Below are 19,138 nucleotides of genomic sequence, written 5' to 3' on the forward strand. Positions count from 1 at the left end.
GCAGGAAATTCCGAAGTCATTTTGAATTATGCAGCAATAGACAGAAACCCTTACTCAGGTTTCACCTATTATAGGTTGAAGCAAACAGATTTTGATGGTGGCTTTCAGTATTCATCAATAGAGGCGATTTATTTAGAAAATACAAATCATAAGGGATTGACTATTTATCCTAACCCGGCTACAGATAACATTACCATTAAAGGATTACCATCAGGAGCAAGTCATTTGAAAATATATAATATGCTTGGTCAGGAAGTAACTCATTTGACAAAAATCATACTACGAAATGAGGGTATGGTGCATCTTGATATCTCACCGCTGAACTCTGGGATTTATCAGTTAAGAATAATGAACAGTTACAGTTCATTTAAAAAGCAATAGCATTGCCATTCCCTTCGCGGCTATTCCAGAATATAGGAAGAAGGAAAATAAACAGTAAGTACTTTCTTAAACCAGACTACCATGAAATTTCTATTAACCATCGTGTTTTTTTTACTCCATATAAGTGTATATGCACAGGTAAAAATAGGTCAGAATCCAGATACTATAAATCCGGCATCAATTTTAGAGATTGAAGATACCACAAGAGGTATTTTGATAACACGAATGACCACCGCTCAGCGCGATGCCATTTCAAGCCCTCCCGACGGTTTACAAGTTTACAACACCACAACCAGTACGATGGATGTCTTCAGGTTTGACCATTGGGAGTCTACGGCTTACACCAATCCTCTTGAAACCATGGTCTTTGTATATTCTCTTGCTGATCTACCGGCCCCATCAGGGAGTAGCATCACATTGGATACCAATACCATATATATTTTTAGGGGAGTGGTGAACATAACCCCCTATTATCTGGATTTGAATGGAGCCACTCTACGGGGTCTCGATCCTATGCGTGACGGCGTATCGTCGACAGTTGGAGGCGCAATTCTGAGAAGTACAGATGTATCAGTGTTTATGCAAGATCTAATTGTAATCCCATTAAGTGGCAGTACCCAGGCATACGACTTCAAAGATGCCACCAAAACCAAGTTCTGCAATCTATTTTCGGGTAATTCAGTAATTGAAATTGGAATCCCCAGTTTAGGAGTTGGCCAAGTCAGTGGCTTCAATGCTGTAACGATCCTCAAAAACTATTGGAATACCAAAGATGGTTTAAAAGTAGCCGGAAACATGGGTAAATTTGCCTGCGGTTACACTTTTATTACTAATATTACTGCGGGCTCAGGCATTGAATTTTTAGGAAATTTGGTGGCAGATGACATTGACCTTTCCAACAACTACTTTATTTATCCTGGACAAACAGGAGTGAAACTCAACCCGGCAGCTCAGATTGACCGGGGTCGCTTGACTACAAATATGTTTAGAGGCGTTGGGAGTCCATTAAATGGATTGACACCTTATGATATCGGTTGGCATATGTCACAGAATACAAATATCCCAAACACCCGTGTGTACGGCTTTATATATACGAATGGGAATTCCGTGAGTACCAATACTCAACCCAATAACACTTACGTAAAAGTAAATGGAGCCACCTCCAATTTAAAACTCCTAAAATTTGAGTCAGGTACAAATAATCGACTAACTTACAAAGGAAAAGAAGATATAGCAGCAAGTGTTTTTATTGCAATTACTGGCAAATCCACTTCCAATGGTGCCGATTTCACATTGGCAGTTTCCAAGAACGGAACAGCCATTAACAATCCTAACCAAAGCACGGGCTCAATGGTCAACAATCAAACATTTACACTGGTGTTGGAAACAGAGGTGGATATGGGCACTAATGATTACATTGAAGTAGTTATCAAAACAACTATGGGTTCCACCTCTGTGGTAATATCTGACTTGCAATTTAGAGTTAAGGGCTAATTGTCAAAAGATATAGACAACTAAGAGCGCAATTGCCATCAGCCTCTGATATTGAGAAAATCATATCCAAATCGAATGGCTAACCATGAATTTCAAATTTAAACTCCCCTTTTTTTAAAAGTGGTCAGGCTACTTAAATTTATTTCCCTATTTTTGCACCAATTTAGCCATAAGTAAAAACCTTTTAAAACCTCATTTAGAATGCCTAAGGATACCAGTATCAAACACGTGCTCATCATCGGTTCAGGTCCCATCGTTATCGGTCAAGCTTGCGAATTTGATTATGCAGGTTCCCAAGCCTCCCGTTCGCTCAGGGAAGAAGGCATCAAGGTATCCTTGATCAATTCCAATCCCGCCACCATCATGACCGATCCGGTTACCGCTGATAATGTGTATTTACTTCCATTGGAGAAAAAATCCATCATCAAAATCCTTCAGGAACATCCGGATATTGATAGTGTCCTCCCTACTATGGGTGGACAGACCGCTTTGAATCTTGCCCTGGATTGCGATAAAGCCGGAATATGGAAGAAATTCGGTGTCAGGATGATAGGTGTGGATATTGATGCCATCGATACGGCAGAAAATAGAGAAAAATTCAAAGCCTTGATGGAAAAAATCGGCGTTGGTGTTTGCTTGGGTGCCACGGCTACTTCTTTCCTCCAGGGAAATGAAATAGCACAGAAAATAGGCTTCCCCTTGATCATCAGGGCCTCTTATACCCTTGGAGGTGCCGGTGGTGGTTTTGTGGAAAAGGCAGAGGATTTTGAAAAGGCACTTGTGACTGGTTTGCAGGCATCACCGGTACATGAAGTCTTGATTGAGCAAAGTATTATGGGTTGGAAGGAATATGAGCTTGAAGTGATGCGCGACAATATCGGCAACATGATTGTCATCTGCTCCATAGAGAATTTTGATCCCATGGGGGTACACACAGGGGATTCCATCACTGTGGCACCTGCAATGACACTTCCGGATACCGTTTATCAACGCATGAGAAACTATGCCATCACGATGATGAACAGTATCGGGACTTTTGCCGGGGGTTGCAACGTACAGTTTGCGGTAAGTCCTGACAATAAAGAGATTATAGGTGTGGAAATCAATCCCAGGGTTTCCCGCTCTTCTGCCTTGGCTTCCAAAGCCACAGGTTATCCAATAGCCAAAGTTGCCGCCAAACTTGCTGTAGGGTATAATTTGGATGAATTGAGCAATTCTATAACTGGAACCACATCAGCATTTTTTGAGCCTGCCCTCGACTATGTCATTGTGAAAATCCCGAGGTGGAACTTTGACAAGTTTAAAGGTTCTGACCGTAAATTGGGCCTATCGATGAAGTCTGTTGGAGAAGTCATGGGTATAGGAAGAAACTTCCAGGAAGCACTTCAAAAAGCCTGTCAGTCTCTTGAAATCAAAAGAAACGGATTAGGTGCGGATGGTAAAGAATTGAGAAATCAGGAAGAAATTCTGTACAGCTTGGCCAATCCTAGTTGGAACAGGTTGTTTCATATTTATGATGCCTTCAAGCTTGGAATTTCATTTAGGACAATTCAAGACCTGACCAAAATAGACAAATGGTTTCTGAAGCAGATTGAGGAATTGATCCATATTGAGAAAGAGATCGAAAAATTTGAATTGGATACCATTCCAAGGGATTTGATGGATTTGGCTAAAAAGAAAGGCTATGCAGACAGACAGATTGCCCATTTATTAGATTGCCTTGAAAGTGAGGTCTTTGACAAGAGATACAAAGAAATGGGCATCAAACGGGTATATAAACTTGTGGATACCTGTGCAGCGGAATTTGAAGCCAAAACGCCATATTATTTCTCGACCTTTGGAGAGGAAAATGAATCCATACCTTCCAACAAAAAGAAAGTAGTGGTCCTGGGTTCGGGGCCCAACAGGGTAGGACAGGGGATCGAGTTTGACTATTCATGTGTACATGGAGTATTGGCCGCCAAGGAATGTGGCTACGAAACCATCATGATCAATTGCAATCCTGAGACCGTTTCCACTGATTTTGATATTTCAGACAAACTCTACTTTGAGCCCGTATTCTGGGAACATATTTATGAAATTATCCTTCATGAAGACCCAATAGGCGTGATAGTCCAATTGGGAGGTCAGACTGCGTTGAAGCTGGCTGAGAAATTGGACAAATTTGGAATCAAAATCGTAGGGACTAGTTTTGAGGCCCTTGATTTGGCCGAGGATAGAGGCCGTTTTTCAACTTTGTTGAAGGATAATGAAGTTCCATATCCTGAATTTGGAACAATTCACAATACCGATGAGGCCCTAGAACTTTGTAAAAGACTGGGTTTTCCGCTATTGGTAAGACCCTCATATGTGCTTGGTGGGCAAGGGATGAAGATTGTCATCAATGAAAAGGAATTGGAGGAACATGTAGTCAATGTCCTAAGGGATATTCCCAACAATGAAATTCTTCTTGACCATTTTCTGGAAGGCGCTATTGAGGCAGAAGCAGATGCCATTTGTGATGGCGAAAATGTCTACATCATAGGAATCATGCAACATATAGAGCCTGCCGGCATCCATTCCGGAGATTCTTATGCAGTCTTGCCTCCCTACAATTTGGGGGATTATGTCATGCGACAGATTGAGACATACACCAAAAAAATTGCGCTCGCTTTAAGAACTGTTGGATTGATCAATATTCAGTTTGCCATCAAAAATGACAAAGTTTATGTCATAGAGGCGAACCCAAGAGCATCTAGGACCGTTCCCTTTATCTGTAAAGCATATCAGGAACCGTATGTGAATTATGCGACGAAGGTAATGCTAGGGGAGAAAAAAGTGACTGACTTTGAATTCAATCCAGTGAAAAAGGGTTATGCCATCAAGGAACCGGTTTTCTCTTTCCATAAATTCCCCAATGTCAACAAGGAATTGGGGCCTGAAATGAAGTCCACTGGTGAATCCATCTATTTTATAGATGATTTGATGGATGATTACTTCTTGAAGATTTATTCCGAGAGAAACCTATATCTAAGCAGATAATTAATTTTAGACATGAGATCTGAGATATGAGATATAAGACAGTCTCATATCTCATGTCTCACATCTCACTTCTAAACATGGGATTTATATTTAAATTTCTTTTGATTGCCATTGCCATATCATGGATCTTTTCCAAGCTATTGCAATTCTTTTTAAAAAGTAAGCTGAAGCAGTTTGTTGATCATTCCAATAACCTCAAACGTGAGGATGATCTTCGACGAAAGCCAAAAGAAGGGAATATTAATGTGGACCACATTCCGCAGGAATATCAGGAAAAAAGGTCTAAAGAAATCAGAGGGGGAGATTATATTGACTATGAGGAAGTGAAGGATTAATTTCAATTTTTGAACTGGATCAAACAATTTCCCAAATAGTAGATTGAAAAAAATTGCTCGCTTGAATGACTATCCTGCTTTTTGTAGTTCAGCGTGGAGTGATTTCAGAATCTTTTCAATTTCATTGTTTAACTTTTCAATGACCATAGGGCTATCCATATCAAAACTTCCGAGATCTTCGACTGCAGATGAATAAATCACCAGATTTTCAAAGTTCAAATTCAATCCAACACCTTTAAGGGCATGTCCTGTCTGCTTGATGGAATGAAGGTCTTTTTCCTCTTGATTTCTCCTTAAGGTAATTTTCAATTTGGAAATATTGGTATAACTTACCTCTAGTAGTTCCTTAAAAAAATCCGGATCACTTTCCCTGTATTCCTCCAATTTTGAGAGTTTAAGGTTATTTTGATCCTTAATGGTATCACTCACATCAGATTTGGGATCCAAGTATTTTTTGATCATTTCTGCAATGTCCGAAACCAGAACCGGTTTGCTTAAATAATCATTCATACCGGCCTCTATACATCTGTGTTGTTCTCCCTTTACAGTTCCTGCAGTAAGCGCAATTATTGGAGTTTTGGTTTCGGTTTCTTGAAGACGGATATTTTTGGTGGCTTCATATCCGCTCATTTCCGGCATCTGAATATCCATAAAAATCATATCAGGTTTTTCTTTTTCAAATTGGGCGACGGCTTCCAGCCCATTGTATGCCTCAAATATGATCGCAGAAGGAATTAAACTTTTAACTATGGATTTTGCCAATAACATGTTGACAGGGTTATCATCAACCAAAAGGATTTTATGCGTCGATTTTAAAGTGTTTTTAGAAATAGAAACAGAATTTGATGGCGTTTTATCCTCAATGACTTGATCCTTAATTTCACCTGGTTCAGCTGATAGTGGAAGGACTAAAGAAAAACAAAACTCACTACCTTTACCCACTTCGGTTTTCAATATCAGCTTACTGCCCATCAGGTCGAGTAATTTGCTGCAAATAGAGAGCCCTAGTCCGGTTCCGCCGTATTTCCGCGTGGTAGAATTATCCTCTTGGGCAAAAGCTTCAAAGATTATTTTCTCTTTTTCTTTGGAAATGCCTATTCCTGAGTCGATTACCGAAAATGACACTTCATACAAGTCTGAATCCTTGATGTTTTTACCATTGATGGCCAATTCTATATATCCTTTAGGTGTAAACTTCGCTGCATTGCTCAGCAAATTGATCAAGACCTGCTTCAATCTTGTTGTATCCACAAGGGCATATTCAGGCAAATCATGATTAATATTCAGGATCAGATTTAGATTTTTATCCTTAGCAAAAGGTTGAATAATTTTTAATGTATCTGTGGTAAGTTCACTTAAATTGACCCATTCAGGATTGAGTTCAAGTTTGCCGGCTTCAATTTTGGAAAAATCCAGAATATCATTAATCAGGTCAAGCAAAAGGTTACCTGATTGAATGATGGATTTCAGGAATCCTTTTTGATTTTCATCTAGGTGGGTTTTCAGCAAGAGATCAGAAAAACCGATGACTCCATTGAGCGGTGTTCTGATTTCATGACTCATATTGGCGAGAAACTCTGATTTGGCCACACTGGCTTCTTTTGCCTGTTCCATGGATTGAATCAAATTCTTTTCCAAATTCTTCCTTTCAATGGCATTTGAAATACTGTCTGCAAAACTGATCAACAAAGCAGTTTCAGCATCACTCCAATCTCTTTCATTAGTGCAATCGTCAAACCCTACATAACCCCAGAAATAATCCTTGACATAAATCGGGATCAATAATATGGATTTGATGTCCTGACTTTCCAAAAGTTCTTTCAATTCAGGATCATTGTCAATTCTAGACACAATCGCATGATAGGGTCTGTTTTTCAACATGGCTTGTGTACCCTCTCCAAAAAGTCCGACAGGAAGTCCCTGAAGATCCGGGTTGTCAATTTCAGGTGGGACTCCCAGTGCGCTCCATTCATATCTTTGAGAGCAAAAAATACTTCCTTCTTCGTCATGGAAATTTTCAAATAAATAAGCCCTATCTACTCCGGCACCATCTCCCAACAATGCCATTGCTTTTTGGGTCGCCGTGGGGAAATCTTGGTTGGACAGCAATTCTTTGGTGGCAAAAGCTATAGAAGTCAACATCTTTTCATTTCTAACCAAGTAATGGTTGACATTTTGCAGCTTTAGTTCATTGGCTTTAATGATCTTTTCTGTTGACTTTTGTTCTGTAATGTCACGGATAAAGAGGTATTGGAAATTGGGTAAACCTCCATTTATTGGATCTTTTTCTATTTCTTTGAGATATGCGGAAAAAGTTTTTTCCTCGTCTGCCAATTTAATTTCAATCTTCTCGCCGGCAGTTTTTTTCGCAAAAAGTACATCAAACTCTGGGGATAATTTTCGGATCTGATCAATATTGGTCAATTTCACATTGGTGATCTTTGAAAAAAATCTTTCAGCAGCATGATTGACTGCTACCAATTCCCCTTCCAAATTGATAATCAAAATACCATCAGAAATATTTTCGAAAATCGTCTTAAATGCAATTGGATTGGCCCTGAACAATTGATGTCGGAACAATGCCCAAAAAAGAAATAACCCACTAATGGCCAGAAAAAAGGGAACCGGGTCCAAACCAAATGGATAATAACCGAATACTACAATAATATAGGCTAACCAAGGAATGAAAGTCCCCATCATCATCACAAGCAATTGCTTCCTGTAGATAGATGGTGTAGAATTGAACATCCTGATCAGGATAAAATTAGAGGTCAAAATCAAAATCGAGTTATATGCCGCATAGACCCAATGTAAGGGACCTCTGTCGATGTTTTTTGTCACAAAATAAGAATTGTCAATGGCTGTGATTTCTTTAAAGAACAGCAAATGGTAATCATTGGTAAGCACCAATACAAGGAAGAAAATAGAAATCCCGAAAATTCCAGTGATCCAAAGGGGGTTGATGTATTTGACCTTATCCGAATATTTCAAAACAAATAGTAATAAGAACGGTGCAATAAAAACGCCGCCTACAAATTCCAGCATATAATAGAATTGAAGCTTTTCTGGATCTGTATGCAAAAGGCTTGTTCCATAAAAAAATGAATATATAAAACTGGCAAACATCAAATAAGAAAAATACCTTTCTCCAAAAAGGTTTTGCCGTTTGAATGAGAATACTGTCAATACTATAAATAGTAGGCTCGTTATGAAAACCGGAACAGCGTATGGGTTGAAATAAAATTCGAGGTTCATACTTTAAATTCGGTAAAAAGAAATTGTATTTTCATGTTTTGAATTAGGTGAATTCAGCAAAGTAAAAATAATTGTTTTGTTGTCTAAAAAAAATTAATCAACATCAAATAAATATAAAACAAAATTGAACTTCTTTAGAAGTTAGATTATATTTGGATAAAAAATAACCTTAAAATGAAAAAATTCTCATTTTTGATTACATTAATTCTCGCCTTGGCTTTTTCCAATGTTGTTTTTGCACAAGAAGAAGCAAAATTAACGAAGGAAGAGCAACTGGAAGCGAAAAAAGCCATGAAGGAGGAAAAAAGGCTGAGTGCCCAACAAAAAGCTGATGATAAAGCGGCGCTAAAAGAAAAAAAGGTCCAAGATGCGGCTGAGAAAGCTGAGCTCAAAAGAATCAGAAACTTGCAAAAAGCTCGGAAGAACTATGACAAAGCAATGACTTCAAGGCAAAAAGCTGAAATCAAGCTTGCCAAGCAAAACCTGAAATACGAAAAGCGCAGGATGAAAGATAAGACCACTGATGCTGATTTGGCAAAATTGGAATTAGATATGCGAAAAACTGAAATAGCAATTCAACAAGCTGAAGCTAATGTTGATAGATATCAGCGCGATATAGACAGGTACAGTGTAAACAAAGAGGAAAAGGATGGGGAATCTGAAAACGAAAATTGATTCAATTAAGTCTCCAATAAACCATCATTCTACCTTAGGGCAATTGTTTTTTCATGCCAAAAAGTCTTGATTTTCAAGAATTAAGAGATGTTTTAAGACATAATTTCCGAAATACGGGCATTTTTTGAATTGGTGAAAAATTTGATTGAGTGGCAAAAGTACCGTATTTCTAAAAAGGTACTTTGAAAAAGTAATAGATAACCACATATATATCATGGATTTCAAACAATTCACCATCAAGTCCCAAGAAGCTATCCAAAAAGCGGTGGAAGTAACCGCTGCCGAGCAGCAACAGGTCATAGAACCGGCCCACTTGTTAAAGGGAATATTTTCAGAAGATGAGAATGTAACCGACTTTTTATTCAAAAAGTTAGGCGTAAATAAAACCCTCATTAGTCAAAAAACAGATGAGCTCATCAAATCTTACCCCAAAGTAAGTGGTCAGCAGCCCTATTTGTCAAATGCAGCCAATCAGATTTTGTCCAAAGCTAAGGATTACCTTAAAACTTTTGGGGACGAATTTATTGCGATTGAACATTTAATATTGGCAATATTGGCTGGAAATGAAAAAACAGCCCAATTGTTAAAGGATCAAGGCCTTTCAGAAAAGCCTTTGATTGAGGCAATTAAAGAACTTAGACAGGGAAATAAAGTGACAGATCAAAATGCAGAATCAAAATACAGGGCCTTGGAAAAGTATTCCAAAAACCTGAATGAATTGGCCAAAAAAGGTAAAATAGACCCTGTAATCGGCCGAGATGAAGAAATAAGAAGGGTGCTTCAGATTTTGGCAAGAAGGACCAAAAACAATCCGATACTACTTGGTGAACCTGGAGTAGGAAAGACAGCCATAGTAGAAGGTTTAGCCCAAAGAATAATCAGTGGAGATGTACCCGAAAACCTAAAGACCAAAACATTGATCTCTTTGGATATGGGATTGCTGGTTGCTGGCGCCAAATACAAAGGTGAATTTGAGGAAAGACTTAAGGCAGTAATCAAGGAGGTGACTGATTCAGAAGGACAGATTATTCTTTTTATTGACGAAATCCATACCTTAATTGGAGCAGGTGGAGGAGGTGAGGGAGCAATGGATGCAGCCAATTTGCTGAAACCTGCTTTGGCTAGGGGTGAATTGCACGCCATAGGAGCAACCACACTCAAGGAATACCAAAAGTATATTGAAAAGGATAAGGCATTGGAGAGAAGGTTTCAATCTGTGATGGTGAATGAACCGGATGCAGCAGATGCCATTTCCATCTTGAGAGGAATCAAAGATAAATATGAACTTCACCATGGTGTGAGGATCAAGGATGATGCAGTTATTGCTGCTGTAGAACTTTCCCAAAGATATATTTCTGACCGGTTTCTTCCCGACAAAGCCATAGACTTAATGGATGAGGCAGCAGCCAAATTGAGAATGGAAATAGACTCACTTCCTCAGGAATTGGATGAACTCAACAGGAGGATCATGCAGCTGGAAATTGAAAGAGAGGCTATTAGGAGGGAAAATAATAAGGACAAGGAAACTGTTCTCAGTAAAGAAATTGCTGAGCTTTCGGAAAAGAGGCAGAATCTCAAAGCCAAATGGGAAAGTGAAAAATCAGTTATTACAGGTATCAGGACGGAAAAAGAGAATATCGATAAACTTAAACTCGAAGCTGAACAGGCTGAAAGGGCAGGTGATTTTGGAAGGGTGGCTGAAATCCGTTATGGGAAAATAGTTGAAGCTGAAAATAGACTTGACCAATTCAAAAAGCAATTGGAAGAAATGCAAGAAGGTTCTCCTTTGCTCAAGGAGGAAGTAGATAATGAGGATATTGCAGCTGTAGTTTCAAAATGGACAGGTATCCCTTTGTCCAAGATGATCCAAAGTGAAAGAGAAAAATTATTGCACTTGGAAGATGAATTGGGAAAAAGGGTAGCCGGACAAAGAGAAGCGATCACGGCATTGGCAGATGCAGTGAGGAGAAGTAGGGCTGGATTGCAAGACCCAAAACGACCGATTGGTTCGTTCATCTTTATGGGCACTACCGGGGTTGGGAAAACCGAATTGGCAAAGGCAATTGCGGAATATCTCTTCAATGATGACAATGCCATGGTCAGGATTGACATGTCCGAGTATCAGGAAAGACATGCCGTCAGTAGGCTGGTTGGAGCACCTCCGGGATATGTTGGATATGATGAAGGGGGGCAATTGACAGAGGCAGTTAGAAGAAAACCATATTCTGTGGTGCTATTGGATGAAATCGAAAAAGCACACCCTGATGTCTTCAATATTCTTCTACAAGTACTTGATGATGGCCGTTTGACGGATAATAAAGGCAGAATTGCCAACTTCAAAAATACCATTATTATACTAACCACCAATATTGGATCGCATCTGATTCAGGAAAGGTTTGCTGAGATGGAAGAATGGAATAAAGAGGAGATTATGGAAAAGACGAAATCGGAGGTCTATGATCTTCTTAAGAAATCAGTCAGACCCGAATTTCTTAATAGAATCGATGAAACCATCATGTTTGAACCGCTAAACCAAAAGGTCATTCGAAAGATAGTTGACATTCAATGGAAGGAAATTCGGAAAAGACTTTCAGAATCCAATATTGAGATAGATGCAACGCAGGAGGTCTTGGATTATCTGGGTGAGGTGGGCTTTGATCCTCAATTTGGAGCAAGACCCTTGAAAAGAACCATGCAACGATTGATTCTAAATGAACTTTCAAAGCAGATACTTTCAGGATATATCAAAAATGATTCTGCTGTTATAGTAGACTTAGATTCAGAAAAGCAGGTTTATTTCAAAAATATAGATACTGTTGAGGTATAATTCTTAAAGCCTGTAATAGTTCAAAAAAGCGCAGAATCTTCTCTGCGCTTTTTTCTTTTAGTGCATTGCAAACATATACATCATAGAATTGGTATATTTTAGGTTGGATTAAAGTTACCTTTTATGCTGTTTTCTAGTAAAGATTCTTTAGATGATATTTTTCATGCTATTCAGCATGAGTTGAATAGAGGTGCTTTGGATTCAAAGCACCCATTTAGATTTGTGTCTTTTGCAACTCAAGGGCAAGAGGGACCTGATGTCAGGTTTGTGGTTTTAAGAAAAATTGATAAGGATTTTAACTTTTACTTTTTTACAGATGCAAGGTCCTCAAAAGTGGAACAATTGATGAATAGTGGAAATGTTTCCCTGCTTTTTTATCATCCAAAAAGGCGTGTTCAGGTTAAGGTATTTGGTAAAGTTGAAATCCACCAGAAAAATGAACTTAGCGAATCTTTTTGGTTCAGTGTTCAGGGGGATTCAAGAAAGGCATACAATTCAGTGTTGGCGCCGGGGGCCATAATTTCAGATCCGGAAAAAGCTTTTTTATGGGCAGAAGAAATGAATGATCAACATTTCTGTCTGATAAAATTCACTGCTTTGCAGGTTGAAGGGTTGCAATTGAACGGTTTGACACATGTGAGAGTCCAATTTAAAAAAACCGAAAATACTCATGGTGACAGCTTTTGGTCATCGACATGGTTGGTGCCTTAATTGGTTGGATATTTGTTATTTTATTTTGTCAAGAAAATCAAGTGGCTTAGGAGTTTTCAAAATTTTCGCCCTATTTTAGTCCAGATCATAAAACATAAATTTTATTTGTAAATTAAGCCCCAATAATATAAGCCTGTATGGAAGAACAGAAAATCTCGAAAAAGGAAAAAGACACTTCAGTCAGAGAACGGCAAACCTTTTTTAGGGTGACTTTTAAAAACAATTGTAACTTACTTCAGATCGCCGATAACAAAGCCAATATGATCATTAGTATCAATGCATTGGTAATATCTTCTATCATTGCAATAGCAGGATATGGTACAATTTCAGATGAACTCGATCTTACCGGATCTAAAATGATTCTTCCTATCGCATTGATTTTGATCTCATGCCTTGCTTCTACGGTACTTGCGGTTCAGGCAGCGAAACCCAAAATTATCGATAAAAACCAGGACTTTCAAAATAGGGGTAAGGCAAGCTTATTGTTCTTTGGGGAGGTGGCAAATTATACATTACCTGAATATTTAACAGAAGTTGAAAAAATTCTACCGAAGGAAAAAGAGATCAATGAACAAATGTCAATAGCAGTATATTATCAGGGAAAAGTACTGAAAAGAAAATACAATATGCTTGGATATGCCTACAATATATTTTTGATGGGGATTGTTTTTGGGGTTTTGGTTTTTCTGATTTATATGTTCTCCTGAGTATGTGATTTATCATCATGACTAAAACTAAATTTGTATTTTAAAATAATCCCCGATCATAATGTTCTTTGTCTGACATCTTATGTCAGTAGGTTGGAGGTTAGAATCTTTGGTGCTAAATTGAAAAGAAAAAGTAAGTTTTGTATTTTTCACCTTGGAAATAATCCAATGAGTTTAATACTTCGTACATGTAGGTACTTTACTGATTGTTATGGAGAAGTTTTTTCCAAAAGGAAATATAATTCCTTTTCATGTCCATCCTTAAACTTCTTAAAATGAAAATCATATTTCTAATCAATGCTACAGCAAAAGATAAGTCAAGATTTATAAAGAAGAATTATAAGGACGACAATAATTGTTTTATCCTTCATTCAAGCGAATCATTTATTGATCCGGCTTTTGACCAACTTGATGATTCTGAAACAAAGTTAGTACTTGTCGAAAATGGTGTTCAATCTTTGATTAAAGGGCTTGACTTGGTTGTAGATTACGTAAAACAAAAACATGAAATTGATCTCAATATTTTAATTCACGCAGCTGAAAATATTGGTCTGGAGACAGAAGTGATTGATTTTGAAAATGTATCAGAAATAGGTCAAGGAATTACAAGCGTGGATCAGAAAGCATGGAATAGAATTATCAGGTCTATCATTAGCACCTATGCGGAAAGTATAGGGATTGAGGAAATTTGTATTGTAGGAGGAAAAAATGTTTTAATCAAATTTTATAAACATGAAAATAAGGGCAATGAAATATTTTTTTATGCCACCAATCAAAAGTCTATTTTCAACTATAACTACGATGAAGAGATTGATCAAAACTCCGGTGAAAGAGAAGTAGAAGAATTTAAGAGTTTTCAGGAAGCTTTCGAAAACATTCAAAAGAAATACCATATTTTTCAATTATACCCTCTGAGGATCAATGAAAAGTACACAAGTGCTTTAAATAAGGCCTATCAAAAATTCCTTGGATATCAAAAAACCGATTTCAATTTCAAGGAATGGCATGAATTTTTGAATTGATTTTCAACCAATATTTTATTGAGCCAATAGCTGGCATTTATTTTTTCATTAGTTCGTATTTGCGTAAATTGATTAGGTAAGTTTACGGGGATAGAATGGAATCAGGTTTTAAATTGATAAACAGTGGATAATTATAAATTGAGACTTTCGGATGCATGCCTGGCAGTATCAAAAGCCAGGAATGAACTGTTTACCGCAATGATAAATGTGGGAATGAGCGGAGAATTCAGAGAATTGGATGAGCTTTTTGAAGAGGGTGATTTCTTCCAATTTGAAAAATTACACTTTCAGGATTGTAAGGATATCAATCTTGGGATTCTGATGGGATTAATAGAAAAGCTGGACGAAACCCATTCAAAATTGGTGAATTTAAATGTGCTTTGAATAAGGTTGTTTTTTACTTTAAAACAAAAAAGACAGACCATAAAGTCTGTCTAAAGTGGAGGATAACGGAGTCGAACCGATGACCTCTACACTGCCAGTGTAGCGCTCTAGCCAGCTGAGCTAATCCCCCATTAATTTAATTCCCCCATTTGGGATTGCAAATATAGAAAGCCTTTTGAATTGCACAAAGGAAAATATTAATCTGCAGAATAATTTACCCTGGTCAAAATACTCCTTCCAAGCGTGACCTCATCGGTGTATTCCAATTCCCCCCCTACAGGAATACCCCTTGCGATGGTGCTGACTTTAACCTGAAGTTCTTTGAGTTTTCTTGTAATGTAAAATGAAGTGGTGTCCCCTTCCATAGTTGCGGGAAGTGCCAAAATCACTTCTTCCACCTTATCACTTGATGTTGGATTTCTAATTCTTTCAATAAGCGATTCTATATTAAGCTCATCAGGGCCGATTCCTTGGATGGGTGAAATCACCCCACTCAGTACATGGTATAGCCCATTGTATTGTGAAGTATTTTCAATTGCAAGTACATCAGGAATATCTTCGACCACACAGATTATGTGCTTGTCTCTTCGATTTCCGGAACAGATGCTGCATATTTCTAAATCAGAAATATTATGGCAACTGATGCAGTATTTAATATCTTTTCTCAGTGAAATGATAGCGTTCGCCAAATCTTCTGAAACCGATTCTTTGTGCTTTAGAAGATGAAGCGCTAATCTAAGGGCTGTTTTTTTTCCAATTCCGGGCAGCCTGCTAATTTCATTGACTGCATCTTCTATCAATTTTGAGGGGAAATTCACAAATCAGGGAATTATGATACTGTGGCTTGGATACCGGCATCTAGAATCGCCTCACACATAGGTTTCAGTTTTTCTCTACTGCCTTTCTTTACAGCGCATTTACCTTTATAATGAATGATAAGGGTACATTGTTCTGCTTGTTCCGGTGTGTGTTGACAGACTTTGATCAAGATTTTGGCTACATGCTCAAAAGTATTGACATCATCGTTGAAGACAATCAGTTCACTTTCTTCAATGTCTACCAATTCCTCCAGTAGGACATCTTCGACTTCAACCATGGGATAAGCTTGTGTTTGCGAATTCATTTTGCAAATTTAATTATTATAGACAACTTAGCATAATTGACCTTCAATCATCTATGGATTCAAATTTAGTTCTAATCGTCATAACATCATATTTTGTTCTCTTGTTTTTGATTTCCTGGTTTACCTCAAGAAACGTTTCAAAAGACACATTTTTTACAGGAGATAGACAATCACCTTGGTTTTTAGTGGCTTTTGGAATGATAGGTGCTTCTCTATCTGGAGTAACTTTTATTTCAGTTCCAGGTGAAGTAGGCAATACCAATTTTTTTTATTTCCAGGTGGTATTAGGGTATACTTTAGGATATTTTGTGATTGCCAAGGTTTTGCTTCCTTTATATTATAGACTTAATCTGGTTTCTATATACGCCTATTTAGAGGATAGATTTGGTTTTTGGTCCTATAAATCCGGTGCATTTTTCTTTATCCTGTCCAGAACCCTTGGTTCTTCTATCCGGGTATTTTTAGTTGCAGGCGTTTTGCAGCTAATCTTATTTGACAAATGGGGAATACCCTTTTGGGTTTCAGTGTTGATTACTGTTTCATTGATTTGGCTCTATACCCATAGGGGAGGCATCAAAACTGTTGTCTGGACTGACACCTTGCAAACTTTTTTTATGCTTTTGGCTGTTGGTGTGAGTATTTATTTGATAGGAAAAGATCTTGGAATCCTTAAAATTTCAGATTTTATAGGTACCATAGCTTCTGATTCCAGGTCTGAAATTTTCAATTGGGATTGGCAGTCTGGGACTAATTTTTTTAAGCAATTTGCCTCAGGCGCTTTCATTACTATAGTGATGACAGGGTTAGACCAGGATATGATGCAGAAAAACCTCACCTGTCGAAATATTGGAGATGCACAAAAAAACATGTTTTGGTTTACAATCATTCTTGTTTTCGTAAACCTGATGTTTTTATGCCTCGGTTTGTTACTATATCTCTATGCCGAAACCAATGGAGTAACATTACCAGTTAGGTCGGATGATTTGTACCCCTTATTGGCCACACAAGAGTTTTCTGCATTTGCAGGAATCGTCTTTGTCTTGGGTATTACGGCTGCTGCCTACTCAAGTGCAGATTCTACTTTGACTGCTTTAACCACCTCATTCTGTTATGATTTTTTGGAAATAGAGAAAAGGTATGACAAAGACAGACAGGTTACGGTACGTAAGCAGGTCCATATCGCATTTACCTTGCTGATGTTTTTGGTTATTCTGGTTTTCCGATGGTTAAATGATCAAAGTGTAATCAATGCGGTATTCATTATAGCAGGTTATACTTATGGCCCACTATTGGGCTTATATGCCTTCGGTTTGTTTACGAAATGGAAAGTGAAAGATAAACTGGTGCCTTATTTGGCTGTTTTGGCTCCGGTTTTGGCTTTCCTGATCAGTCAGAATTCTGAAAGTTTACTATGGGGATATAAATTTGGTTTTGAGATTTTGATTCTCAATGGATTGCTAATGTTCATAGGATTGTACCTGATAAGGAAACGTTGACCTCAAAGTTCTTGCTTTGCAAGAAGGTCATTGATTTTCTTAAGTTTGATGATGTTACTTTCCAGTGAACTATTACTTCCATCTAGATCCACCAATACTGAAATAAGGCCGTTTGATTTTTTTCCATTTTCTGAACCCTGATGCACAGTTGGAGAGACGGATATTAATTCCTGAACATCGACTTCGTATAAGTTGGCAAGTTTGATGGCATCTTCCATTTTCAGGTTGGATCTTCCCTGTTCATACCTGGAATAAGCGGTATAGTCTTTTTTTCCTAAATATTCAGCGATGTATTCTTGAGTATAACCTCTAAGAACTCGATGTTTTCGAAGATTTTCTGCGATGTTACTTTTCAATGCTGTTTCCATACGACAAACGATTTTTTCTATCTAATACAAAAAGCATACACTTTTGAGTCATTTGGATAAAAAATGTCAAAAATATTTTGTTTTATTTGAAAAATACCTAAAACAGGTCATAATAAATCTAATTCGAGTTTATTTGGATCCCAAAAATGGGCTTCAAAATTCTGGATTTTATCGTGAATGACCTCGATACCCTCTTTGCTGAGTAACAACTCCATTTCTGATGGGTTTGAAAAGTGATGCTTTCCCGTCAGAATACCGTTTCTGTTCACCACCCTGTGCGCCGGTACATCCGCTTGGGTATGGGAAGCATTCATGGCATAGCCAACCATCCTCGCTCCACTCTTCAGACCCAAATAGTTGGCAATAGCACCATAGGAAGTCACTTTGCCTTCAGGTATCAACCTGACCACCTGATAAACAAGATCGAAATAATTTTCCTTTTCAGTTTTCATTAAACAATGATAATAAGAAATGATGCAATTCAGACTGTACCTCCGTTTCCTTCTCAACAGGAGTTTCAAATGATACCTTCAAGGTTATAAATTCTTTTTGTATATTTTGAAGTTTAAGGTTTAAATTGGAAATGGACTTTTCTTCTATCCTTTTTTCAAATGTTTTAGTTAGGCGTGAATTGATCGTGGAGATATCATATTTAAAGCCGTGGGGTAATTCAAGAGGGAATTCAATCTTCTTTTGCTTCAGATTTTTGAAATTGGTAACCTGTGCATTCAAAATAAGACTATTAGGAACCATGGTTTTGTATCCATCATCCTGTTTCAGAACAACATTTAGGAGGGTTATGTCTTCAATCAATCCTTGCGTGTCCCCGATTCTGATCGTATCTCCAAGAGAAAACTGATCCGTAAACATCATAATCAGTCCATTGATGATATTGGTCACGTAGTCTTTACTCAAAATGGCTATTGCTGCAGCTACTATAGTAAGACTTGTCAGGAATTTCAATGGCTGAATATCAAATGCCAACATCAAGGCAATGACAAAAACCAATGAATTTAGTATATTGGAAATCCAGGAAATACCCAATAAAAAATTGCCATGAACCTTTTCATCCTTAGATTTGCTTAAATAAACTCTTGCTGTTATAAGACGGGCTAGGGAAATAAGAATATTTCCGCCAAGTAAAAACAGAATTGCGGTATGCAAACTGTTCATTCCTGGATAGTTAATAAGGAAATCCTGGGAAGCGGGGATTAATTTTCCTCCAAAAAGGAAAGTCAGATATATAAAAAGCTTTAGAAAAAAGATTCTTTTTTTCTTTGTCTCAATATTTTTGAAGGGTGAATTCGGGATTTCCATGGGTAAAGGTATAATTGGAATA

17 protein-coding genes and 1 tRNA gene are annotated in these 19,138 nt (G+C 37.7%); 11 read left to right on the forward strand and 7 right to left on the reverse strand.

From position 1 onward, the window contains the following. The 4 genes from ACEW8U_RS07175 to ACEW8U_RS07190 all read left to right on the forward strand — a co-directional run. A partial coding sequence (locus tag ACEW8U_RS07175) for a T9SS type A sorting domain-containing protein (RefSeq protein WP_373521357.1) occupies nucleotides 1-381 on the forward strand: 381 nt, incomplete at its 5' end. Nucleotides 382-462: 81 nt separating this feature from the next. Next, nucleotides 463-1,875 carry a hypothetical protein gene (locus ACEW8U_RS07180; RefSeq protein WP_373521358.1) on the forward strand — a complete coding sequence of 471 codons (1,413 nt, stop codon included), beginning with the start codon at nucleotides 463-465 and terminating at the stop codon, nucleotides 1,873-1,875. A 201-nt stretch (nucleotides 1,876-2,076) separates the two neighbouring features. Then, nucleotides 2,077-4,896: a carbamoyl-phosphate synthase large subunit gene (gene carB, locus ACEW8U_RS07185; protein ID WP_373521359.1), complete on the forward strand. Its 2,820-nt coding sequence runs from the start codon at nucleotides 2,077-2,079 to the stop codon at nucleotides 4,894-4,896. A 77-nt stretch (nucleotides 4,897-4,973) separates the two neighbouring features. Next, nucleotides 4,974-5,231: a DUF4834 domain-containing protein gene (locus ACEW8U_RS07190; RefSeq protein ID WP_373521360.1), complete on the forward strand. Its 258-nt coding sequence runs from the start codon at nucleotides 4,974-4,976 to the stop codon at nucleotides 5,229-5,231. A gap of 69 nt (nucleotides 5,232-5,300) precedes the next feature. On the opposite strand, the gene ACEW8U_RS07195 is transcribed toward ACEW8U_RS07190, so the two are convergent. Next, nucleotides 5,301-8,486, reverse strand: coding sequence for a histidine kinase N-terminal 7TM domain-containing protein (locus ACEW8U_RS07195; RefSeq protein ID WP_373521361.1), 3,186 nt, complete (start codon nucleotides 8,484-8,486; stop codon nucleotides 5,301-5,303). A gap of 174 nt (nucleotides 8,487-8,660) precedes the next feature. Here ACEW8U_RS07195 and ACEW8U_RS07200 point away from each other — a divergent pair, with 174 nt between their 5' ends. The 6 genes from ACEW8U_RS07200 to ACEW8U_RS07225 all read left to right on the forward strand — a co-directional run bounded on the left by ACEW8U_RS07200 (nucleotide 8,661) and on the right by ACEW8U_RS07225 (nucleotide 14,812). Beyond that, the gene (locus tag ACEW8U_RS07200) at nucleotides 8,661-9,161 is read left to right on the forward strand and encodes a hypothetical protein (protein WP_373521362.1); all 501 of its coding nucleotides are present in this window, start codon (nucleotides 8,661-8,663) and stop codon (nucleotides 9,159-9,161) included. A gap of 214 nt (nucleotides 9,162-9,375) precedes the next feature. Continuing rightward, nucleotides 9,376-11,988: an ATP-dependent chaperone ClpB gene (clpB, locus tag ACEW8U_RS07205; protein ID WP_373521363.1), complete on the forward strand. Its 2,613-nt coding sequence runs from the start codon at nucleotides 9,376-9,378 to the stop codon at nucleotides 11,986-11,988. Between the two features lie 123 nt (nucleotides 11,989-12,111). Then, on the forward strand, nucleotides 12,112-12,699 hold the full coding sequence (locus tag ACEW8U_RS07210; protein ID WP_373521364.1) for a pyridoxamine 5'-phosphate oxidase family protein: 588 nt from the start codon (nucleotides 12,112-12,114) through the stop codon (nucleotides 12,697-12,699). A 137-nt stretch (nucleotides 12,700-12,836) separates the two neighbouring features. Next, a complete protein-coding gene (locus ACEW8U_RS07215; protein ID WP_373521365.1) occupies nucleotides 12,837-13,406 on the forward strand; it encodes a Pycsar system effector family protein in 570 nt (189 codons plus the stop codon). Between the two features lie 275 nt (nucleotides 13,407-13,681). Continuing rightward, nucleotides 13,682-14,428 carry a hypothetical protein gene (locus ACEW8U_RS07220; protein WP_373521366.1) on the forward strand — a complete coding sequence of 249 codons (747 nt, stop codon included), beginning with the start codon at nucleotides 13,682-13,684 and terminating at the stop codon, nucleotides 14,426-14,428. A 123-nt stretch (nucleotides 14,429-14,551) separates the two neighbouring features. Next, a complete protein-coding gene (locus tag ACEW8U_RS07225) occupies nucleotides 14,552-14,812 on the forward strand; it encodes a hypothetical protein (RefSeq protein WP_373521367.1) in 261 nt (86 codons plus the stop codon). A 56-nt stretch (nucleotides 14,813-14,868) separates the two neighbouring features. Here ACEW8U_RS07225 and ACEW8U_RS07230 read toward each other — a convergent pair. The 3 genes from ACEW8U_RS07230 to ACEW8U_RS07240 all read right to left on the reverse strand — a co-directional run bounded on the left by ACEW8U_RS07230 (nucleotide 14,869) and on the right by ACEW8U_RS07240 (nucleotide 15,935). After that, nucleotides 14,869-14,942: transfer RNA gene (locus ACEW8U_RS07230), tRNA-Ala, on the reverse strand. Nucleotides 14,943-15,009: 67 nt separating this feature from the next. Continuing rightward, a complete protein-coding gene (recR, locus tag ACEW8U_RS07235; RefSeq protein WP_373521368.1) occupies nucleotides 15,010-15,630 on the reverse strand; it encodes a recombination mediator RecR in 621 nt (206 codons plus the stop codon). A gap of 11 nt (nucleotides 15,631-15,641) precedes the next feature. Continuing rightward, on the reverse strand, nucleotides 15,642-15,935 hold the full coding sequence (locus ACEW8U_RS07240; protein ID WP_373494925.1) for an ATP-dependent Clp protease adaptor ClpS: 294 nt from the start codon (nucleotides 15,933-15,935) through the stop codon (nucleotides 15,642-15,644). A gap of 53 nt (nucleotides 15,936-15,988) precedes the next feature. Between ACEW8U_RS07240 and ACEW8U_RS07245 the strand changes: the two genes are divergently transcribed. Beyond that, nucleotides 15,989-17,431, forward strand: a complete 1,443-nt coding sequence (locus ACEW8U_RS07245) for a sodium:solute symporter (protein WP_373521369.1) — start codon at nucleotides 15,989-15,991, stop codon at nucleotides 17,429-17,431. A gap of 2 nt (nucleotides 17,432-17,433) precedes the next feature. Here the strand turns inward: ACEW8U_RS07245 and ACEW8U_RS07250 are convergent, their stop codons facing one another. The 3 genes from ACEW8U_RS07250 to ACEW8U_RS07260 all read right to left on the reverse strand — a co-directional run bounded on the left by ACEW8U_RS07250 (nucleotide 17,434) and on the right by ACEW8U_RS07260 (nucleotide 18,972). Continuing rightward, nucleotides 17,434-17,799, reverse strand: coding sequence for a helix-turn-helix domain-containing protein (locus ACEW8U_RS07250; protein ID WP_373521370.1), 366 nt, complete (start codon nucleotides 17,797-17,799; stop codon nucleotides 17,434-17,436). Between the two features lie 107 nt (nucleotides 17,800-17,906). Beyond that, nucleotides 17,907-18,251 (reverse strand): MGMT family protein, encoded by a 345-nt coding sequence (locus ACEW8U_RS07255; RefSeq protein ID WP_373521371.1) that lies wholly within the window; start codon nucleotides 18,249-18,251, stop codon nucleotides 17,907-17,909. Beyond that, nucleotides 18,241-18,972: a mechanosensitive ion channel family protein gene (locus tag ACEW8U_RS07260; protein WP_373521372.1), complete on the reverse strand. Its 732-nt coding sequence runs from the start codon at nucleotides 18,970-18,972 to the stop codon at nucleotides 18,241-18,243. The genes ACEW8U_RS07255 and ACEW8U_RS07260 overlap by 11 nt, the downstream gene beginning before the upstream one ends. Nucleotides 18,973-19,138 lie beyond the last annotated feature (166 nt).

Source organism: Aquiflexum sp., assembly GCF_041751335.1.
Classification (GTDB): domain Bacteria; phylum Bacteroidota; class Bacteroidia; order Cytophagales; family Cyclobacteriaceae; genus Aquiflexum.